The sequence below is a fragment of the Marivita sp. genome (assembly GCF_965656765.1).
Taxonomy (GTDB): Bacteria; Pseudomonadota; Alphaproteobacteria; order Rhodobacterales; family Rhodobacteraceae; genus Marivita.
Genome location: NZ_CBFHLV010000065.1, coordinates 1 through 18,670 on the forward strand (window position 1 = coordinate 1; position 18,670 = coordinate 18,670).

18 protein-coding genes and 1 pseudogene are annotated in these 18,670 nt (G+C 58.7%); 9 read left to right on the forward strand and 10 right to left on the reverse strand.

Annotation, left to right across the window (positions count from 1 at the left end; all coding sequences use genetic code 11):
- The 6 genes from ACTG4M_RS14545 to ACTG4M_RS14570 form a co-directional block, all read left to right on the forward strand.
- On the forward strand, window positions 1–852 hold an 852-nt coding region (locus ACTG4M_RS14545; protein WP_439124390.1), incomplete at its 5' end, for an FAD-binding protein.
- Complete coding sequence (locus ACTG4M_RS14550; protein ID WP_439124391.1) at window positions 849–1,805, forward strand: fumarate hydratase; 957 nt, start codon at window positions 849–851, stop codon at window positions 1,803–1,805. The genes ACTG4M_RS14545 and ACTG4M_RS14550, both read left to right, overlap by 4 nt.
- The gene (locus tag ACTG4M_RS14555; RefSeq protein WP_439124392.1) at window positions 1,802–2,950 is read left to right on the forward strand and encodes a CaiB/BaiF CoA transferase family protein; all 1,149 of its coding nucleotides are present in this window, start codon (window positions 1,802–1,804) and stop codon (window positions 2,948–2,950) included. The genes ACTG4M_RS14550 and ACTG4M_RS14555 overlap by 4 nt, the downstream gene beginning before the upstream one ends.
- Window positions 2,947–3,612: a fumarate hydratase C-terminal domain-containing protein gene (locus tag ACTG4M_RS14560; RefSeq protein ID WP_439124393.1), complete on the forward strand. Its 666-nt coding sequence runs from the start codon at window positions 2,947–2,949 to the stop codon at window positions 3,610–3,612. Before ACTG4M_RS14555 ends, ACTG4M_RS14560 begins: the two co-directional genes overlap by 4 nt.
- Entirely contained in the window at window positions 3,609–4,715 is a 1,107-nt protein-coding gene (locus tag ACTG4M_RS14565; protein WP_439124394.1) for a sulfite oxidase, read from the forward strand. The genes ACTG4M_RS14560 and ACTG4M_RS14565 overlap by 4 nt, the downstream gene beginning before the upstream one ends.
- Window positions 4,712–6,277 (forward strand): thiamine pyrophosphate-binding protein, encoded by a 1,566-nt coding sequence (locus ACTG4M_RS14570; protein WP_439124395.1) that lies wholly within the window; start codon window positions 4,712–4,714, stop codon window positions 6,275–6,277. The genes ACTG4M_RS14565 and ACTG4M_RS14570 overlap by 4 nt, the downstream gene beginning before the upstream one ends.
- A 2-nt stretch (window positions 6,278–6,279) precedes the next feature.
- On the opposite strand, the gene ACTG4M_RS14575 is transcribed toward ACTG4M_RS14570, so the two are convergent.
- From ACTG4M_RS14575 to ACTG4M_RS14585, 3 genes are read right to left on the reverse strand one after another with little or no spacing between them, the layout of a single operon-like run.
- Window positions 6,280–6,897 carry a glutathione S-transferase family protein gene (locus tag ACTG4M_RS14575; RefSeq protein ID WP_439124396.1) on the reverse strand — a complete coding sequence of 206 codons (618 nt, stop codon included), beginning with the start codon at window positions 6,895–6,897 and terminating at the stop codon, window positions 6,280–6,282.
- A gap of 26 nt (window positions 6,898–6,923) precedes the next feature.
- The gene (locus ACTG4M_RS14580; protein ID WP_439124397.1) at window positions 6,924–7,667 is read right to left on the reverse strand and encodes a sulfite exporter TauE/SafE family protein; all 744 of its coding nucleotides are present in this window, start codon (window positions 7,665–7,667) and stop codon (window positions 6,924–6,926) included.
- Complete coding sequence (locus tag ACTG4M_RS14585; RefSeq protein ID WP_439124398.1) at window positions 7,664–8,578, reverse strand: LysR family transcriptional regulator; 915 nt, start codon at window positions 8,576–8,578, stop codon at window positions 7,664–7,666. The genes ACTG4M_RS14580 and ACTG4M_RS14585 overlap by 4 nt, the downstream gene beginning before the upstream one ends.
- Before the next feature lie 125 nt (window positions 8,579–8,703).
- On the opposite strand from ACTG4M_RS14585, the gene ACTG4M_RS14590 reads away from it, so the two are divergent.
- The 3 genes from ACTG4M_RS14590 to ACTG4M_RS14600 all read left to right on the forward strand — a co-directional run bounded on the left by ACTG4M_RS14590 (window position 8,704) and on the right by ACTG4M_RS14600 (window position 11,744).
- Window positions 8,704–9,681, forward strand: a complete 978-nt coding sequence (locus tag ACTG4M_RS14590; RefSeq protein WP_439124399.1) for a Bug family tripartite tricarboxylate transporter substrate binding protein — start codon at window positions 8,704–8,706, stop codon at window positions 9,679–9,681.
- Between the two features lie 78 nt (window positions 9,682–9,759).
- The gene (locus ACTG4M_RS14595) at window positions 9,760–10,257 is read left to right on the forward strand and encodes a tripartite tricarboxylate transporter TctB family protein (protein ID WP_439124400.1); all 498 of its coding nucleotides are present in this window, start codon (window positions 9,760–9,762) and stop codon (window positions 10,255–10,257) included.
- Window positions 10,254–11,744, forward strand: coding sequence for a tripartite tricarboxylate transporter permease (locus ACTG4M_RS14600; protein WP_439124401.1), 1,491 nt, complete (start codon window positions 10,254–10,256; stop codon window positions 11,742–11,744). Before ACTG4M_RS14595 ends, ACTG4M_RS14600 begins: the two co-directional genes overlap by 4 nt.
- Here ACTG4M_RS14600 and ACTG4M_RS14605 read toward each other — a convergent pair.
- The 7 genes and pseudogenes from ACTG4M_RS14605 to ACTG4M_RS14635 form a co-directional block, all read right to left on the reverse strand.
- A complete protein-coding gene (locus ACTG4M_RS14605) occupies window positions 11,737–13,155 on the reverse strand; it encodes an exonuclease domain-containing protein (RefSeq protein WP_439124402.1) in 1,419 nt (472 codons plus the stop codon). The two genes, ACTG4M_RS14600 and ACTG4M_RS14605, sit on opposite strands and share 8 nt — an antisense overlap.
- A gap of 4 nt (window positions 13,156–13,159) precedes the next feature.
- On the reverse strand, window positions 13,160–13,660 hold the full coding sequence (locus ACTG4M_RS14610) for a hypothetical protein (protein ID WP_439124403.1): 501 nt from the start codon (window positions 13,658–13,660) through the stop codon (window positions 13,160–13,162).
- Between the two features lie 25 nt (window positions 13,661–13,685).
- Window positions 13,686–15,509, reverse strand: coding sequence for a DUF294 nucleotidyltransferase-like domain-containing protein (locus ACTG4M_RS14615; RefSeq protein ID WP_439124404.1), 1,824 nt, complete (start codon window positions 15,507–15,509; stop codon window positions 13,686–13,688).
- A gap of 99 nt (window positions 15,510–15,608) precedes the next feature.
- Complete coding sequence (locus ACTG4M_RS14620) at window positions 15,609–17,390, reverse strand: sodium:solute symporter family protein (protein WP_439124405.1); 1,782 nt, start codon at window positions 17,388–17,390, stop codon at window positions 15,609–15,611.
- Window positions 17,391–17,395: 5 nt separating this feature from the next.
- The gene (locus tag ACTG4M_RS14625; RefSeq protein ID WP_439124406.1) at window positions 17,396–17,683 is read right to left on the reverse strand and encodes a DUF4212 domain-containing protein; all 288 of its coding nucleotides are present in this window, start codon (window positions 17,681–17,683) and stop codon (window positions 17,396–17,398) included.
- 93 nt (window positions 17,684–17,776) lie between these two features.
- The gene (locus tag ACTG4M_RS14630) at window positions 17,777–18,463 is read right to left on the reverse strand and encodes an adenylate kinase (protein ID WP_439124407.1); all 687 of its coding nucleotides are present in this window, start codon (window positions 18,461–18,463) and stop codon (window positions 17,777–17,779) included.
- 5 nt (window positions 18,464–18,468) lie between these two features.
- A pseudogene (locus ACTG4M_RS14635) lies at window positions 18,469–18,670 on the reverse strand (acetate--CoA ligase); the annotation flags it as partial.

Genomic DNA, 18,670 nt, shown 5'->3' on the forward strand with positions numbered 1-18,670 from the left:
AAGAACAACAATCCAGACCAAGAGGGGGTGTTCATTTCGATGTCCCATCTTGGGCCAGACATGGTGCGCGAAAAATTCAAAGGCATGGTCAAGCGCTGCGCCGACAGTGGCTTCGATCTGGCCGCAGGCAAAGTGGAGGTTGTGCCGACCGCCCATTATTTCATGGGCGGTGTCGTTGTTGATGTGGACACGCGTACTGCTATGGAGGGTTTGTATGTCGCAGGAGAGGACGCAGGCGGAGCGCACGGGTCGAACCGGTTGGGCGGCAATGGCGTGGCAAATTCCACAGTCTATGGCGGTATCGCAGGAGATACCATGGGCACCGATATTCGCGCTATGGGCGCGCTGCGCGATCCTGATGAGGCTGTGCTTGAGGCGGAACTGATGCGTGCATGCCATCCGCTGACGCGCGATCCCGCGCTGGTGCTGCCGCTTCGCAAACAGCTGCAGGATGCGATGTGGGATGAGGTTGGTGTGATGCGTACCGAGGCCGGGTTGAAGCGTGGTCTTGGGCGGATTGACGATATCTCGGCCGCGTTGATGGACGTCGGAGTTGCGGCGGACAATCTGGCGTTCAATCTTACTTGGCACGATTGGCTGAACCTTCGGTCACTTTGCGATATTTCCGAGGTCATCACCAAGGCGGCACTGGCGCGGGAAAACTCGCGCGGGGCGCATTACCGTGAGGATTTCCCAGATCCCGGCGCGATGGAGGACAGCTATTTCACCGTCGCGCAGCAAAAGGGCGACATGGTCGAAGTGGGCCGCGAGGATGTGCAGTTTACCGTCGTACGTCCAGGTGAAACGGTTCTGCCCGATGGGGAGCCTGAGACATTGGTGGCAGCGCAATGATCCCGATAGACCTGATCCAGAACACCGCCGAAACGCTGATGGACAAGGCCGCAATTGAAATTCCCGAGGATTATCTGACGGGGCTTCAAGAAGCCGCAAAGACCGAAGATGGCGATCTGTCGTCCTTTGTTCTCAAGGCCATGCTCGATAATTACGAGGCGGCCAAGGAAGACCGCCGCGCGATGTGCGGCGACACCGGCGTGCCGCGCTGGTTCGTAAAGCTGGGGAATGACGCGACCGTTGAAGGCGGCATGTGCGCACTGGAAACCGCGCTGCGGAGGGCGACAGCGGCCTCGACAAATGGTGTGCCATTACGCCCCAATCGGGTGCATCCGCTATGGCGCACGGATCACAACAACAATGTCGGCATTGGCGCGCCCGAAATCGAATACGGGTTTGAACCTGAGGGCGACTGGATCGACCTGATCACAGTCCACAAAGGCGGGCTGTTCGGCACCGATTACCGGATGCTGTTCCCGAGTGACGGCATTCAGGGGATCAAGCGCTTTTACCTCGACAGCCTTATGGCCTTTGGCAAGCGTGGGCTGGCTTGTCAGCCAGCGATTATTGGGATCGGGCTTGGTGGCTCAAAGGATATCTGCATGACGCTGGGCAAACGCGCGTCGGTTTTGCGCACCGTGGGCAGCCGTAATTCTGATCCTCGCATCGCCGAGATGGAGGACGAGTTCAAGGAACTCGGAAACTCCATCGGCATGGGCGCTATGGGGTTTGTCGGAAAGAACATGGTGATCGATTGCAATATAGAAGTCGGCTACTGCCACACAGGAGGCATGCCCATGTCCGTGCACGCCTTCTGTCTGTCGTCGCGCCGCGCCGTGGCGCGGATTTACCCAGATGGCCGGGTTGAACACCGCACCGATCCCGACTGGTTCACGCCGTATCAGCGCCGTGAAACGGTTGATTGGGAACCAATGAAAGAGGCGGCAGAATGATCAGCGATGGCCCCCTGACAGGTGTTCGGGTGCTTGATCTGACGCATGTGTTGGCAGGGCCATATGCGACGGGACAACTGGCCTTGATGGGGGCTGATGTCATCCGGGTAGAGCGCCCGAACGGCGATGACTTTGTGCGTCGGCATGGCGGCACCCAAGCGATGAAAGACGCTGGGCTGGGTGCGTCATTTCTTAGCCAAAACAGCGGCAAACGGTCAATTGTCCTGGATCTAAAGGACTCAACGCAACGCGATTGCCTGCTTGGTCTGGCCGAGACCGCAGATGTGATGGTCGAGAACTTTCGCCCCGGCGTTGTAGATCGGCTCGGAGTTGGGTTCGAGGACATCCGCGCCCGTCGTGCTGATACTATTTATGCCAGCCTGAATGGCTATGGCAACGACGGGCCTCTGTCCGACCGGCCTGCATATGATCACATTCTTCAGGGGATCAGCGGTTTGATGGCGATGACTGGCGAGCCCGGCAGTGGACCGATGCGGGTTGGCCTGCCCATTGTGGACTATGTCGCTGGTCAGGCGCTTTTGGCGGCTGTTCTTTCAGCACTTTTGCAAAAGGCCCGCAAACCGGGCAAGGCGCAGTGCCTGTCAGTGTCGATGCTGGATGCGATGACGACCTTTATGGGGGCCTATGCGGTCCATCATGAAACAACTGGCAGTCTGCGTGGCCTCGAAGGTAACCGCGCTTTTGCGGACACACCGTTTTCGGGACGGTTCGACACCTCTGATGGTGCGCTGGTGATCACAGCCAATACGCCTGCGCAGGCAATTCGGTTGTGCGCTGTGCTTGGGCGACCTGATCTGGCCGATGAAACCGATGATGGCCAAATTGCTGAAACTTTGCGGGCGATTTTCATGACAGATGATGCCGAAGCATGGGAGGACGCCTTGTCCGTGGCGAATGTACCCGCTTCGAAAGTGCGTACTTTGGCAGAGGCATTGGATCACCCGCAAATGCGCACCAGCCGCGCGTGGTTGCCGTTGGAGGTGCCGCAATTGGGCATGACGGTGCGCGCACCCGCGCTGCCGTTCACGGCGCCTTGGGGACTGGACAGCCTTGATCCGGTGCCGACACTCGGCCAGCACACTGCCGACTTCGTCACCAATTCGATTGAAAAGGTCACACCATGAAACCCCGTGAGATCCGATTGTCGACCACTCCGACACCCGAAGCGATTGCAGAGCTTCGGCTGGGCGATATCGTGTACCTTGATGGGCTGATGTACACGGCGCGCGAGGGCGTCTACATGCGCGCATTGGAAGAGCAGGCGAACATCCCGATGGAGTTGCCGTCCGAAAGTGCCGCCAACTTTCACTGCTCTCCTGCCGCACGGATCAACTCGGATGGCAGTTTTGACATGGGCGCGGTGACCGCCACTGCGTCGTTCCGCTTTGCAAAGTGGCTGCCCGAGTGGATGGAGAAAACCGGCGCAAAGCTTATAATCGGCAAGGGCGGCATGACCTCGAAAGACTACAAATCCTACTTTGTCCCGAATGGCGCGGTGTACCTATCGACCGTGGGCTACGGCACTGGCGCGCTTTTGGGGCGCGGAGTTGAGAATGTCGAAGCCGTGCATTGGAACGAAGAACTCGGCCTCGCGCAGGCGATGTGGGTCATCAAGTGCAACAAGATGGGGCCGTTCATCGTGGCCTCGGATATGAACGGCGATTGCCTGTTTGAACGCGAAAATGCCAAGATTGCCGAAAACATTGAGCGGGTTTACGAAGGCACCAAGCCAGCGGTTCTCAAACGCTACGGCGAAAGTGATGACCGCTCGGACGAGGTTATATGACCAACAACCCATTTGCGCCGGGGGCCAAAAGGCCCGATGTCACGGAAGGTGTATTCTCGCCCGAAGAAGTGGCGTTGGCCAACCGGAATTCCGGTGCGTTGTTAGAAACCTTGGGTTTGGATATCACTCCGACAGGCACGCATTATCTGTTGAACCATTTTGATGTGCCGGTTCTCGACGACACTGCGCATGTGCTGACCTTCGAAGGTGCCTTCGACGCTCCGTTTTCGTTGAGTATGGATGACATCCGCGCACTGCCGGAAAAAACGATACCCGTGACATTGGAATGTGCGGGCAACGGGCGCGCTGGGGTCAGCCCTCGCTGTTTCTCGATGCCCTGGATGTACGAGGCGGTGGGCACGTCCGAATGGACCGGAACACCGCTTTCACCGCTGTTGGAGAAGGCAAAACCGCAGACTGGCGTGCAGGATTTCGCCTTCCTCGGAGCGGATTTCGGATTCGACAAAGGCCAGCCGCATTGCTTTGGCCGCAGCCTGACGCCGGATCAGGCTGCTGACCTCGACGTGCTGCTGGTTTGGGGCATGAACGGTCAACCGCTGTTACCGCAACACGGGGCACCTTTGCGGATCATTGTGCCGGGCTGGTACGGCATGGCGTCGGTGAAATGGCTGACCAAGATCAAAGCGCTGACTGAACGGTATCAAGGCTTTCAACAGGTGCAGACCTACCGCTTGCGCGCAAACGAAGATGATCCCGGCATGCCGATCACGACGATGCGGGTCAAGTCACTGATGAAACCGCCAGGGGTGCCCGACTGGGTCACGCGGCAGCGGTGGTTGCAGGCGGGGCGCGTGACGCTGGAAGGGCGGGCGTGGTCAGGCGGTGGTGTGCCAATTGATCGCGTCGAGGTTTGTTTGGGCGGCACATGGCACGCCGCAGAACTCAACGGCCAACCAGACCGCTATGCTTGGACCGGATGGCGCATCGACTGGGAGGCAACGCCCGGTGTGTACGAATTGGCCTGCCGTGCGACTGATGCGGATGGCAATACACAACCTCTGGAGGCACCGTTCGATATGGCTGGTTTTGCCAACAATTCTGTTCATCGCCTCAGGGTTCATGTGGCCGAGGCTACGACATGACCCGCGGTGCGGATGTGGTCATGCAGACCCTTGCTGCGCAGGGCGTCAAAGACATCTTTGCGCTTTCGGGCAACCAGATTATGCCGCTTTTCGATGCCAGTCTGGATGCCGGGATACGGCTTTATCACACGCGGCACGAGGCGGCGGCGGTCTATATGGCCGAAGGCTATGCGCAACTGTCGCGTGGTCTGGGGGTGGCGTTGGTCACGGCTGGCGCGGGGCTTGGCAATGCGGTGGGTCCGCTGCTGACAGCACGGGCGTCGGACACGCCGGTGTTGCTGCTGAGCGGTGATAGTCCGGTGGCCCGCGACGGGCATGGCGCGTTTCAGGAAATGGATCAGGTCGGTTTAACCCAATCGCTGACCAAATGGTCTGTAAGGGTTAGCCGAGCTGATGATCTGGTCGAGGTGATTACAAAAGCGGCTCGCGTTGCGCTGGAGGGGCGGCCCGGACCAGTGCACGTGTCCTTGCCTGCCGATGTGCTTATGGCTGAAACGGTCATGTCGCAGGCAGGCCCGGCACAGGCGACAGATCCGACTAATGTCGCGGGCTTGCGCGACTGGCTTGATGCCGCGCAGCGCCCGATTGTTGTGCTTGGCCCGGCCCTGAACGCCACGCGACAGCCGGATTTGGCAACCCGACTGGAGCGGTCCACTGGCGCACCGGTGGTCGTGATGGAAAGCCCGAGGGGGCTCAAGGATCCGTCGCTTGGGGCATTGGCGTCGGTCTTTGCTGATGCGGATCGCGTGCTTTTGCTGGGCAAGCCGCTCGACTTTACTCTGAAATTCGGCGCGGCTGCGTCCAAGGCCGGATGGGGTGTCGTCAATGCCGACCGCGACGAGATATCCCGCGCGCGTGGCAATTGCGCCGAGCGGTTGACCCAAAGCCTCATGGCAGACCCGGTGGATGTGGCGCGTGGATTGGCGGCGGGGGGGGCGTCTGATCGGGATGGCACATGGTGTGAGACTGTTTACGCGGCCTGTGCCAAACGGGACGATACTTTTGGGCAAGGTGTTATACATCCCAATGACATCAGTTCAGCAGTTCAAACGGCGCTTGAAGATGTGGCCGCCCCGGTTTTGGTATGTGACGGCGGTGAATTCGGCCAATGGGCACAGGCTGGAGTGACAGCGCCCAGCCGGATCATCAATGGGGTGTCCGGTGCTATCGGCGGAGGGCTTTGCTATGCCATGGCCGCACGGGCGGCAAACCCGAATGCGACTGTCATTGCGATGATGGGGGACGGCACAGCCGGGTTTCACTTTGCCGAGTTCGAAACTGCGATCCGGGAAAATCTGCCGTTTGTGGCGATCATCGGCAACGACCTGCGATGGAACGCAGAGCACCAAATCCAGGTACGTGACTTTGGCGCCGATCGAACACATGGCTGCGGCCTTGGCGAAGCGCGCTATGACCAAGCGGTGGCCGCGTTGGGCGGCTTTGGCGCTTATGTGACCAAGGTAGAAGACCTAACCGATACGCTGCGCCAAGCGATTGCGTCGGGCAAACCGGCCTGCGTCAACGTGATGATCGACGGCCAGCCTGCACCTGTGGTGGCATGAGTCTACAGACCGTGTACTGCCATCACGGCTAGGGTCGCGGGACGTTTCAGCATCGCCTCGTGATGCGCTTCCAGCTTTGGATAGTCGGACAGATCGACACCAGCCTTGGCCATCCAGCGTGGTGCAAGAAACAGATAGGCATCGCACAGCGTATACGGGTCACCCATCGCCCACGGACCCTTGATGTGGTGCGTCTCAAGCACCTGCGCGCAGTCCGCCACATTCGCTGCAACCTTGACCTTGAGCGCCTCTTGCGCTTCGGGATCGTCGGTCCAGCGAGAGCCCCGTAGCTTATGGGCAAATGCGACATGCATTGTGGCACAAAGAAAGGCATTCAGCGCGTCGGCCTCGGCCCGTTCAAAAGGTGTTTCCGGCAGCATGTGCGCTTGCGGATGTGTGGCCGCAACGTAGGTTAGGATGGCTGGGTTTTCAGTGATCACGCCATTCGGTGTGGCCAGGGCCGGCACCCGAGCTTTCGGGTTGATCTTGAGAAACGACGCCTCGTGATGTGCACCGTGTGCAATCGGGATTTCATGTGCGGCATAGTCTGCGCCAACCTCTTCCAATAGGATATGAGACGCCAAGGCCGAGCTGTCTTTGGCATAGTAAAGTGTAAGCACGCGAGATCCTCCTTATCGGATACTGTCTAAACCAGCGCGCGGATCAAGATGCCCAAGCCCAAAAGCAGGGACAGACCAATCAGCAGACGTCTGAAAATGTTGTCTGAGACACGGCGAAAGACCGCAATCCCTATTTGCGCGGCGATGAGTGACGTGGGCAGCGCGATCAGAAAGGCGGTGAGTGCTGTTGATGTATAGGCCCCGCGCCACCAAAGCATGACGGTGGTGGTAAACAGGACGCTGACATTGAAAGGCTGCAACACAGCGCGGGTTTCCGCTTTGGGCCATGGCCGCATGGAACACCAGATCACTGGCAATGCCCCCGACAGCGACGCCATCCCACCAAGGATGCCACCTGAAAGACCAATTGCAGAATCCAACACCGGCGTGCGGCGTTCGAATTTAGGTAGATTGGAGCGGAAACTGAAGAACCCGCCATAGACGATCAACAGCACGCCGATGATCAGTTTGAGAGTGTCGGCATCAATAAAGGAAAGAAGCGAAATCCCAACCGGGACGCCCAATAATCCGGGAATGATGAACCGCAAAAGGCGTGGAACATTCCGCGTCAGCGCCTCGCGAACCACCCATAGTCCTTGCAGGCCTGTGGTGACTGACATCAGTGCTACGATGGCCACAGCACTGACCGGGTCGAGTGCGACAAGGAAAAAACCAAGCGCGAACAGGGCGGTGCCTGTCCCAGCCAACCCGTTGACGAATCCGCCTGCCATGGCGCCAAGCGTAATGAATAGAATGGCTTCGAAGGTCATGCAGCGCCTGTGATTGGGGCGGATATCTGGGACGGCGGGTTTTCGATTACGGCCCGCAGGAGGGCCGCGTGTATCTCTTCGATCACGCGTAGTTTTGGGTGCTCTTTGCTGTGTGCCAGCCCGAGTTTTCGGATCGGGGCGTCGCCGCTCAGTTCAAGGTGGTTCAGGGGCAAAGCGTATGCGTTGCTCACGCAGGATCGGGGCACAATCGACACACCAAGATTGGCATGCACCATGCTTGATATCGCTTCGAGGTTTTCCAACTCCATTGCCTCACTGACGCGGATATTGTTGGTTTGAAGCCATGTTTCAATCTGGGTCCCAACCACGGCATCGCGATTGAAACGAATAAAGGGCCGTGTTTCCAGTATCTTGATTGGATCCGTTTCCATGACTTCGCTGCCGGTGATCAGGTGTAGCGGCTCGTCCGCGATCTCTAGAAATACCATGCCCGGCGGCATCAAAACTGGTTTAGTGACGATGGCCACGTCATAGTTCCCGCGATCGATGCCAGACAATAGCGCTGCCGTCAGGGCAGGGCGGATGCGCACGCGCAAGTCAGGATATTTGCCGCGCAGGATCGACATGGATAGGGGCGCGAGACCAATCAGTGTGGTCGGCACAGCACCCAGTTCGACCTCACCCTTCAGCCCGTCATCGCCCAGCACAGACGGCACCAGATTATCATAGTCCATCACCAATGTGCGGGCTCTCGCCACGACGGCGCGACCCAACGGTGTCAACTCAGGTGTGCGATGACTGCGATCGAACAGGGGAATACCCAAATCGGCCTCAAGTGTGCGCATCTGCTGGCTGACCGCCGCATGAGTGATAAACACCGCATCCGCCGCCGCGCTGAAGGTTTTGTGGTCCGCAACCGCGACCAGCGTTTTGAGCAATCTGATGGACATTCGGTGGTTTATGCGTGTTTTGCTTACAGAACGTGTAATTTTTTATTTCTTCGTTAAAGCTCTGCTTAAGGTTAACGTGAGTCAAGAGCCCGTACCAGGGCCGGAACATAAATTGGGAGGAGACTATGAAACTACGGACATTTGGTTCTGTATTGGCACTCGGCGTGGGTTTGATGGCGGGGGCTGCTATGGCAGAGTACCCGGAACGCCCGATCAATATGATCATCCCCTACGGCGCGGGTGGCGCGACAGACATTTCCGCACGCACCATTGCAGAGCCGCTCGGCACTGCTGTTGGCGAAGCGCTGGTCATGGCGAACGTCACAGGCGCAGGCGGTGCTACCGGGTCGGTTGCGGTGCAGAACGCCAATCCTGACGGCTACACGATGCTCTTTGCACGTGTCGGATCGCATTCGGTAAACCCGGCGATGAAGGCCACGCTGCCTTACACCCTGGACGATTTCCGCTTTGTGACCGTGTACGAAATCAACCCCGTCGCGTGCGTGGTGCGCCCTGACAGCGGTATCGACTCGATGGACGATCTGATTGCCAAGGTGAATGAAGGCGGCGTCAGCTACAGCTCGTCCGGCGTTGGTTCGCTCTTGCACCTTGCGGGCGCGATGGTGCTCAGTGAGTTCGGTGTCGAAGACCCGCTGGGTCAGGCAACCCACATTCCCCAGCAGGGCGGTGGTGCTGCGGCAACGGCTGTTTTGAACGGCACCGCGACCTTCCTCTGCACCAACTCGTCCGCATTGGCGAGCTTTGTGGCCAACGATCAGCTTAAGCCGCTGATGGTCACCACGGCAGAGCCCGTTATTGGTTTTGATGCGCCGACTGCAAACGATCTTGGCAAGCCGAACCTGAACCAGCTTGTCGGCTGGACAGGCATCGCAGGTCCTGATGGATTGCCGGACGATGTTGCGGCGAAGTGGGGTGAATGGATGGCTGCGGCAACCGCCGACGAGACATTCCGTACCTCGATGGAAAAGCGTGGGTCAGTGATTGAACTGATGGACCCGGCAGCCGCCAACGCGTTCATCGACGAACAGTACAACACGTTCAAAGCTCTGGTAGATGAATTGGGAATGCGGATCGAGGGCTGATCCCGATTTTCTGACCTGACTTAATACGCGCCGGGGCCTTTGGGCCTCGGCGTTTCCACCTCTGGAGCGGCCCTGTCCATGTCACAGAAATCCTTGCATCTGCGCCTTGGGATCATCGTGTCCCTAATGGCGCTTTTCCTCGTTCTTTACGCCATTCCGAATTTCGTCTTTTCCCCGTCGAATGTCGGCAACATCATTCTGTCGCCGCTCTTCTGGCCTTACGTGTTGGCCGGGCTGACCGGGGTCATCGGTGTTGGACTGTTGTTCAATGCGCTGACCAGCGCAGAGGACACGCCCTTCGAGGACGAAGACACCCTGCACTCCGAAGGCTCTACACCGTGGATGCGGCTGGGTGCATTGGCTGTGATCATGGTACTGGTGATGTTTGGCCTACCGCGGCTGGGCATGGTTTGGACGGCGATGCTGGCCTTTGCGGCCTGCGCGTTTCTCTTCCGTACGCGACACCCGATTGCGGCCGTTGTCTGCGCATTGATCGTGCCATTGCTGCTCTATGCCTTTTTCGCCCATGTGGCCGGGGTGGCGATCCCGCAGGGTAACTTTGTGAGGCTGCCATGAGCTTGTTGGATTCCCTCGCCGCCGGTCTCGCGCTTGTCGGCAACGTCGAAGCGTTTTTCATGTTGTTCTGCGGTCTGGTTGTGGGCGTCGTCGCTGGCGCTATCCCCGGATTGTCCGCGACAATGGCGGTTGCCCTGACGCTGCCCTTCACCTTTTCCATGACGCCAATCAACGCGATCCTGCTTTTGCTGGGCGTCTACAAGGGCGGTATCTTTGGTGGGTCGATCCCCGCCATTCTCATCAAAACGCCCGGCACGCCTGCATCGTCAGCGACCATCCTTGATGGCCACCCGATGGCCGAACGCGGCGAGGCGGGGCGCGCTTTGGGGATGGCGCTTTATGCGTCGTGCACGGCAGACTTTGTGTCGAACCTTGCACTGATCCTTTTTGCTGGATGGCTGGCGTCCTTTGCATTGAATTTTGGTCCGCCTGAATTTTTCACGCTGATCTTGTTTTCGTTGACCATCATCGCGGGTGTATCAGGCGAAAGCCTGCTGCGCGGCGCGTTGTCTGCCTTGGCTGGCTTGCTTTTGGCGACCGTCGGGCTGGATCTGGTCTACGGTACCAACCGCTTCACGTTTGGCGACCCGAATATGATGGGCGGTCTGAATTTTATCGCTGTGTTGATCGGTCTGTTTGCCATTCCCGAAATCATCTCAATGGCGTGGAACCCGGTCGCGCATCTTGGGCGCACCCGCGCCTTGGGTAAATCGCGATGCTCGTGGGCGGACTACGTTGGCAGTTTCAAAAGCATCATTCGGGGCAGCATGATCGGCGTCTTCCTTGGGTCGATCCCCGGTATCGGTGCCGCTCCCTCCGCGTTTCTCAGCTATTCCGAAGCGCGACGCACCTCCAAGAACAAGGCCAACTTCGGCAAGGGCGAAATCGAAGGCGTCGCGGCCTCGGAGGCGGGAAATAACGGTGTGGCAGGGGCAACCTTGATCCCGCTGCTCGCACTCGGCGTGCCGGGCGACGTGATCACCGCGATCATTATTGGCGCGTTCATGGTGCATGGGCTTCAGCCGGGACCGATGATGTTCATCCTGAACGTGGACATTATCTATGGCCTGTTCATTGGCCTGATCGTCAGCTCGGTGTTCTTGCTATTTGTCGGTTCTGTCGCGATCCGAGGGTTCAAGTTTGTGGCGGATGTTCCAAAGCGTTTGTTGATGCCTGCCGTTCTGGTGTTGTGCATTTACGGCGTGTTTGCGGTGAACAACAACATCTTTGACGTGGGTGTGATGTTCGTCATGGGATGGGTCGGCTATATCATGATGCGCAATCGCATCCCGGCAGCCCCATTTCTGATCGCGTTCATTCTTGGACCATTGCTTGAGGACAATTTCCGTCAGTCGATGCTGATGTCGGGCAGCGATCCGAGCGTCTTGTTCCGGGGGCCAATCACGTGGTTCTTCTGGTTCCTGACCTTTGTGACCGTCTTCGCCATCACGCGCAGCACCCTGCGCAAGAAGGTGCCGCTTAGTTAAGATCCTCGAGGAGGCGGCCATGGCGGCGCGTCTCCTCGATCACTTGACCAAATGTGGTCAGGCCGCGCGCGTCCAACATCGGCAGCATTTTGACCAGTACTTCGGCGGTTGCGCGGGCATCACCAAGCGCGGTATGCCGCAGCTCGGTTGGGATCGTGACACTTAGCCGGTCGCACAAAGCATCCAAAGTGTGCCGTTCGCTTGCGCCGAACAGGACGGCAGACAACAGCACGGTATCGAGGATCGGATGATCCCATGTGACCCCGGTGTCTTTGGCGTGACGGTGCAAAAAAGCCATGTCGAATGGTGCATTATGCGCAACGATCACGGCCTCGCGGGAAAAGTCGTGAAAGCGTTTGGCAACGGTGTGAATATCCGGCTGTCCTCGGACCATCGCATCCGTCACCTTATGCACCTTGGTCGAGGCAGGGGGGATCGGACGCCCGGGATCGACCAACTGGTTGATCAACTCGCCCTCGATGATCCGCCCGTTCAACACGCGCACCGCGCCCAATTGCACCACATCATCTTTGTGGGGCAACAAGCCCGTTGTTTCCGTGTCAAAGACAGAAAAGCACAGGCTGCTGATAGGTTGGTCAAGGATGTCCATCTCGGCGGCGCCCCGGCGCTGTTCGAGCAGGTCAAAGTCGTACACAAGCGGTCGCGCCGCATCCGGCGAAATCTCAAGAGTTTGGCTGTCGATCACCATCAGGTAGCCGCCGCCATCCATCGGTTTGAGCTTGGTGTCAAAGCTCTGTGTCCGGTCCTGAGACTGTGCGGTGAACTCCACATCCATGCCGGTCCGCCCCAGTTTGCTGACTGCGGCACCAAGGCTTTTGGTGTCAAAATATTCGGTGATTTGCGCGTTCAGACGGGGCACGCCCAACTGTGCCAGCACTTCGGCGGCTTGCCCGTCATAGAGCACAATCTGCCCGCTTGGCCCGACAAGAACGGTGGCCACTGGGATTTCTGTCAAAAGTGCGGTCAGACGGGCTTTTTCAGCAGTCAGGCGCGTGGTTTCAGAGGCAATCGCCTGCGCTGTGGTCAGCGCGGTTTCATTGAGTTGCTGCGCCACCGCCGACGCCGCAGGCGCAAGGTCGCCCAGATAACGTGCGGTTTGAATGTCGAATGCGCCATCTACTCCGGCATGGGCGCGGGTGCGCATTTGCGAAGCCAGCCGTTCAATCGGTTTGGCGACGTTTTCATCGAATAAAAGCCAGATGGTCACCGTCAGCCCAAGGATCAGAAACGCGGACAAGATCGCGGCAAAGGTAAAGCCATTGGTGGTCGTCGTCTCAACGGCGCGGCCATAACCGAACCATAGCGCCACCCCGACCGAAGCCAGACTGCCAAAGCCCAAGAGGCAGAAGAAAAGAAAAATGCGCAGTCGCAGGCTGAGAGTTGACAACATTGCCTTACCCCTTGCCACAGACGCCGCTGACAATCGGGTCGCCCGCGGTTGTATCGCGCCACACCGGATCACCGCCATCACCAAAAGCGGGATCGGCGCGTTGGCCGGTGTCACAATTCACCATCAGTTCAACGGACTGCACCGTGCCCCAGCGTCGGAAGAAATAGATATCGGCCATAAACAGCGCCGTATCTTCGGTGTTGGCGCGTACATTCCCGGTATCAAGCGCGATAAAGCGGTCGATATATGGCGCCAGATACGTCCAAGGTCGGTAAAACGCGGTACTTTCGGCGGTTTGAACCACTTCCAATCCATCCGGCAACGCGTCCGAGGTACGTGAAAACCAACTGTATTCGCTGCTGATTGTCGTACCCAGCATTGCGGCGCCGGCGGCCACGGGAATCAACCACTTGGGAACCCGTCCTCCCGCAGCGCGTGCGATGAGCATCATGACACCGGCTCCGGCAATACCGGCCACGATCACCGCGATCAGTTCCAAAAACATAGGTCGTCCTCCCAAACGATGCGCGTCAGCTTAACATGCCGCGCCCGTGCCCCACTGCCGATTGCAGCGACTTTATCACGACGAATGCATCCCGCAGATGACTTCGCTCAAAATCCGACAAATCAGTTGGGCTTAAAAAATTGTCCGGCATGACGCCAGCACGCACTTGCGCTGCCTGATGGTCCAGCCGCGTTTCGGCGATGAGATCATAGGCATCGCGAAGATCCTGACCACCAGAGCCGCTGAGGACACCTGCAGCAACCGCTGCCTCCAGCCGCGCTGCGGTGTTCACCGCCGTCAACTTACCCTGAAGCGCATAGATGCGGCCCAAATCCACAACCGGAACGACGCCATTGTGCTTGAGGTCAATCATGTTCTTGTGCTCACCCGAACGGATCGTCGCGAACCCGCGCAGAAGGCCCAAGGGCGGGGTGTGCTTAAGAGAGTTTGACACCATATGTGCCACAAAAATCGAATTGGCCGCAGCCTTGCGTAGTGTCTCGGCCTGCAAATCCTCGAACAGGCGTGTCGCACCGCCGATGGGGCGCAGGTCGAACATGACGCTGGCCAACATCTGTGCCTCAGGCGAGGGCGTTTTGATCCATCCTGCGAAATACTCGCGCCACACGCGTATAGGCTGCCTCCAGCGGGGATTGGTCGCCATCATGTCACCGGGGCAATAGACATAGCCGCAGGTGTCCAGCCCGTCACAGACGAACCGCGCAAGCGCTTCGAAATAGGGCATGTCAGCCTCGGTTGCGCTGTCGTCAAGAAACAGACAATTGTCCTGATCGCTGACACCGGTTTGTTCCTGCCGGCCCTGTGATCCGCAGGCGAGCCAAAGATACGGCACCGGCGGCACACCAAGCTGCTTTTCGGCCAAGGCGAGAAGGCGTCGCGTTGCAGTGTCGGCAACGTCAGTGATCAACCGTGTTATAACTTCGTGACGGTTGCCACCCGCCACCAGTTGCCCCAACAACTGCGGTATGCGCCGTGTGACGACAGCCATCTCTTCGGCACTGTTCGCATGGGCGATTTCGGACACCAGCTCTGCTGAGCTGACCGCCTGAAATCGCGTCAGGTCGGTTTGTGTCACAATGCCGACGAGCTTGTCTCCTTGGCACACGGGGATATGCCCAATCCGCCGTTCCATCATCATATGCAGCACATCAGACCCAATGGCCGACGGGGGCAGGGTGACCGGATCAGGGGTCATGATCTTGGTGATCGGCGTGTCGAATGGCAAACCGTTGCCAACCACTTTGCCCGACAGGTCGCGGATCGTTGCGATGCCTTGAAGGCTGTCCGCATCGGCTACGCAGATCGACGACACGCGCGCATCGCGCATCATCCGTGCGGCGGTTTGGACGTCGGTCATGGGGGGGCAGGTGAGCGGCGTTGTCGCCATGAGCGCCTCTACCTTTGTGGTGGCCAAACTTGCCTTGTTTGGCTTTTCCGTCCGACTGCGGTCAAAGAACCGTCGAAAGGCCGGGTCTTCGTTCATTGCCTGATGAAACCGCGCGGCAGGCAGGATCAGCAATGTTGTGTCCGTCACCGCCTGCGCCGAGGTCAGGCTGTCGCCCTCGCGCAGCAATCCGCGTTCTCCAAAGGAATTGCGTGGCCCCAAGAGAGAAATAGGCACGTCATGTTCATCGCGAATTTCAACGTCACCACGATAGACCACGAACAGCCCTTCAAGCGGTGCGTTGAGTGCGTAAATCATCTCGTTTTCGGAAACGGTCCGGACCTCGAACGCGTCGATCAACGTCTGCAACGCTGCCGGTTCCATCGTGTCATAGGGATGGATGGCGGACAGGAACTGTACAATCGAATGGGGGTCAAGTGTCATGGGGTGACCTGTTGTCTTTAATAAAAAGTCCCGCCCCGGAATGCCGGCGCGGGACCGCGTTGTCAGGGGTGCGCCGTCATTGCGGCGCCTCCTGTTGGCTTAGTGGTCCTGAGCCGCGCCTGCGCCACGGGGAACGCGCACGCTTTCGACCAGCTCTTCGATCTCTTGCGGGATCGGGGCTGTCATCTTGGATACGGTAAATGCCACCGCAAAGTTGATCATGGCACCAACCGCGCCAAAGCTTGTCGACTTGATCGTGCCAAGCAGCGGATCGGCATCGGTAAAGCTGTTGGTGTCAGGAACAAAGAACCAGCCCTTGTGCAGGAAGATGTAGATCAGCGTAATGATCAAGCCGGACAGCATACCCGCAACTGCACCTTTGTTGTTCACCTTGGTAAAGATGCCCATCATCAGTGCCGGGAAGATCGACGCCGCCGCCAGACCAAAGGCCAAGGCCACCGTTTGCGCCGCAAAACCCGGAGGGTTCAGGCCCAGATAAGTTGCCACGGCAATCGCCACCGCCATCGCGATCCGGGCAGACAGAAGTTCGCCCTTTTCCGAGATGCCGGGGTTCAACTGTCCTTTGATCAGGTCGTGCGACACCGCCGAAGAAATCGCCAGCAGAAGACCCGCCGCCGTGGACAGGGCTGCCGCAAGGCCACCCGCCGCCACGAGGCCGATTACCCAGGATGGCAGGTTCGCAATCTCGGGATTGGCAAGAACCAGGATGTCACGGTTGAAGTTGGTCAGCTCGTTGCCTTCCCAGCCTTCGCTTGTGGCACGTTCCTGCATCGCGGGACTTGCATCGTTATAGTACTGGATGCGACCGTCGCCGTTCTTGTCTTCCCAGCCCAGAAGGCCGGTTTGCTGCCATGTTGCCATCCAGTCATAGGCTGGATCGGATTCGATGGTCTCGACGCTCACGGCCTCACCGCTCGTGCCATTTGGCCAGAACTGTTCGGTGATGTTCAGGCGTGCCATCGCACCTACAGCTGGGGCTGTGAGGTAGAGCAATGCGATGAAAACCAGCGCCCAACCCGCGGACCAACGGGCGTCAGCCACCCGCGGAACGGTAAAGAAGCGCATGATCACGTGCGGCAGACCGGCGGTACCAATCATCAGCGACAAGGTGAACAAAACCATGTTGAACGTGTCGCCATGATGCGCCGTGTATTCGTTGAACCCAAGCTCGGCCACGATCTGGTCCAGCTTCTGGAGCAGCGGCATACCGCTTTCCACATCCGTGCCAAAAAGACCCAGACCCGGGATCGGGTTGCCGGTCAACTGCAACGAGATGAACACGGCGGGAATGGTATATGCCATGATCAGCACGACATACTGCGCAACCTGCGTGTATGTCACACCCTTCATGCCGCCGAACACCGCGTAGGCAAACACCACACAGGCACCGATCAACAGACCGGCTGTGTTGCTAACCTCAAGGAAGCGGCCAAAGGCCACGCCCACACCGGTCATCTGACCGATCACGTAGGTCAGCGATGCCACCAGCAACGAGATCACCGCAACCATACGCGCGGTCGGGCTATAGAAGCGGTCGCCGATGAATTCGGACACTGTGAACTTGCCAAACTTCCGCAGGTACGGGGCCAGCAACAGCGCCAAAAGCACGTAACCACCGGTCCAACCCATAAGGAAGGTTGAGTTGTCGTAGCCGGTAAAGGCAATCAGGCCCGCCATCGAGATGAACGAGGCCGCAGACATCCAGTCCGCCGCTGTCGCCATACCGTTGGTGACCGGGTGTACGCCGCGACCAGCGGCGTAGAATTCCGAAGTTGACCCAGCGCGGGCCCAAATGGCGATGCCGATGTAAAGCGCGAATGACGCGCCCACAAAGAGCAGGTTGATTGTAAACTGATCCATTGCTCTTATTCCTCCTCGACGCCGTATTCTTTATCCAGCTTGTTCATCCGCCAGGCGTAGAAAAAGATCAGCGCCAAAAAGACGAGGATCGATCCTTGCTGGGCGAACCAGAAACCAAGGTCGGTCCCACCGACGGAAATACCTGCCAGCATCGGGCGCAGCAAAATGCCGAACCCGAAAGAACAGATGGCCCAGATCACCAGGCTCACCAGAATGATGCGCACATTCGCTGCCCAGTAGCCCGCGTCGGACTTTCCGGCAGCCTGCGCTGATTGAGTTTTTTGGTCCGCCATAGCGGGTCCTCCTCTTCCTCCGTTGACGTGCCCCGCTGATGCGGGGAAACGTGTCCCATGTGTCGCGGCGCTATGGCCGCAGGTGGCAACCGCCTAGACGGTGGCCTTTTCGACAATCGTACCAAGCTGTTTGGCGATATCGTCAATGGCCCCCATCGCATCGACCCGGGCAAGAGCGCCCTGTGCGTCGTAGAATGCGATCAACGGCGCAGTCTGTGCATGATATGCAACAAGCCGGGCAGCCACAGTTTCTGCGTTGTCATCGGCGCGGCGTTTGAAATCAGTGCTTTGGCACTTGTCGCACTGGCCTTCGATCGAAGGTGCCTTGAAGCTGTCGTGATAGCCTTCGCCGCATCCGCCACAGGTGAAACGGCCAGAAATCCGATCCACCATTGCGGCATCATCGACATCCAGGCTGATGGCGGCATCGATTTTTTGCCCGCATTCGGCCAGCAAGGTATCCAGTGCTTTGGCCTGAACGGTGGTGCGCGGGAACCCGTCAAGGATCACACCGCGCGCGCAATCTGCATCGGCCAACCGGTCGCGCAGAATGGCGATGACGATGTCGTCGCTCACGAGGTCGCCCGCTTCCATGACCGCTTTGGCCTGTTTGCCCGCGTCCGTGCCGTTGGCCACAGCCGCTCGCAGCAGATCGCCGGTGCTTAACTGGACAAGGCCGAATTGCTCTTCCAGCATCCGGGCTTGTGTGCCTTTGCCGGCCCCCGGGGGGCCAAGCAAGATGAGGACAGGGGCGGTTGTCGGTGTTGTGCTTCCGTCCATTGCCATCACCCTTTATTCATGCGGTTTTCGATGAGGTCATCGACGACGGAGGGGTCAGCGAGTGTGGAGGTGTCGCCCAAGGAGCCTGTGTCGTTCTCGGCGATTTTGCGCAGGATGCGGCGCATGATTTTGCCGGATCGGGTTTTTGGCAGGCCGGGGGCCCATTGGATGACATCCGGGGATGCGATGGGGCCGATTTCGGTGCGG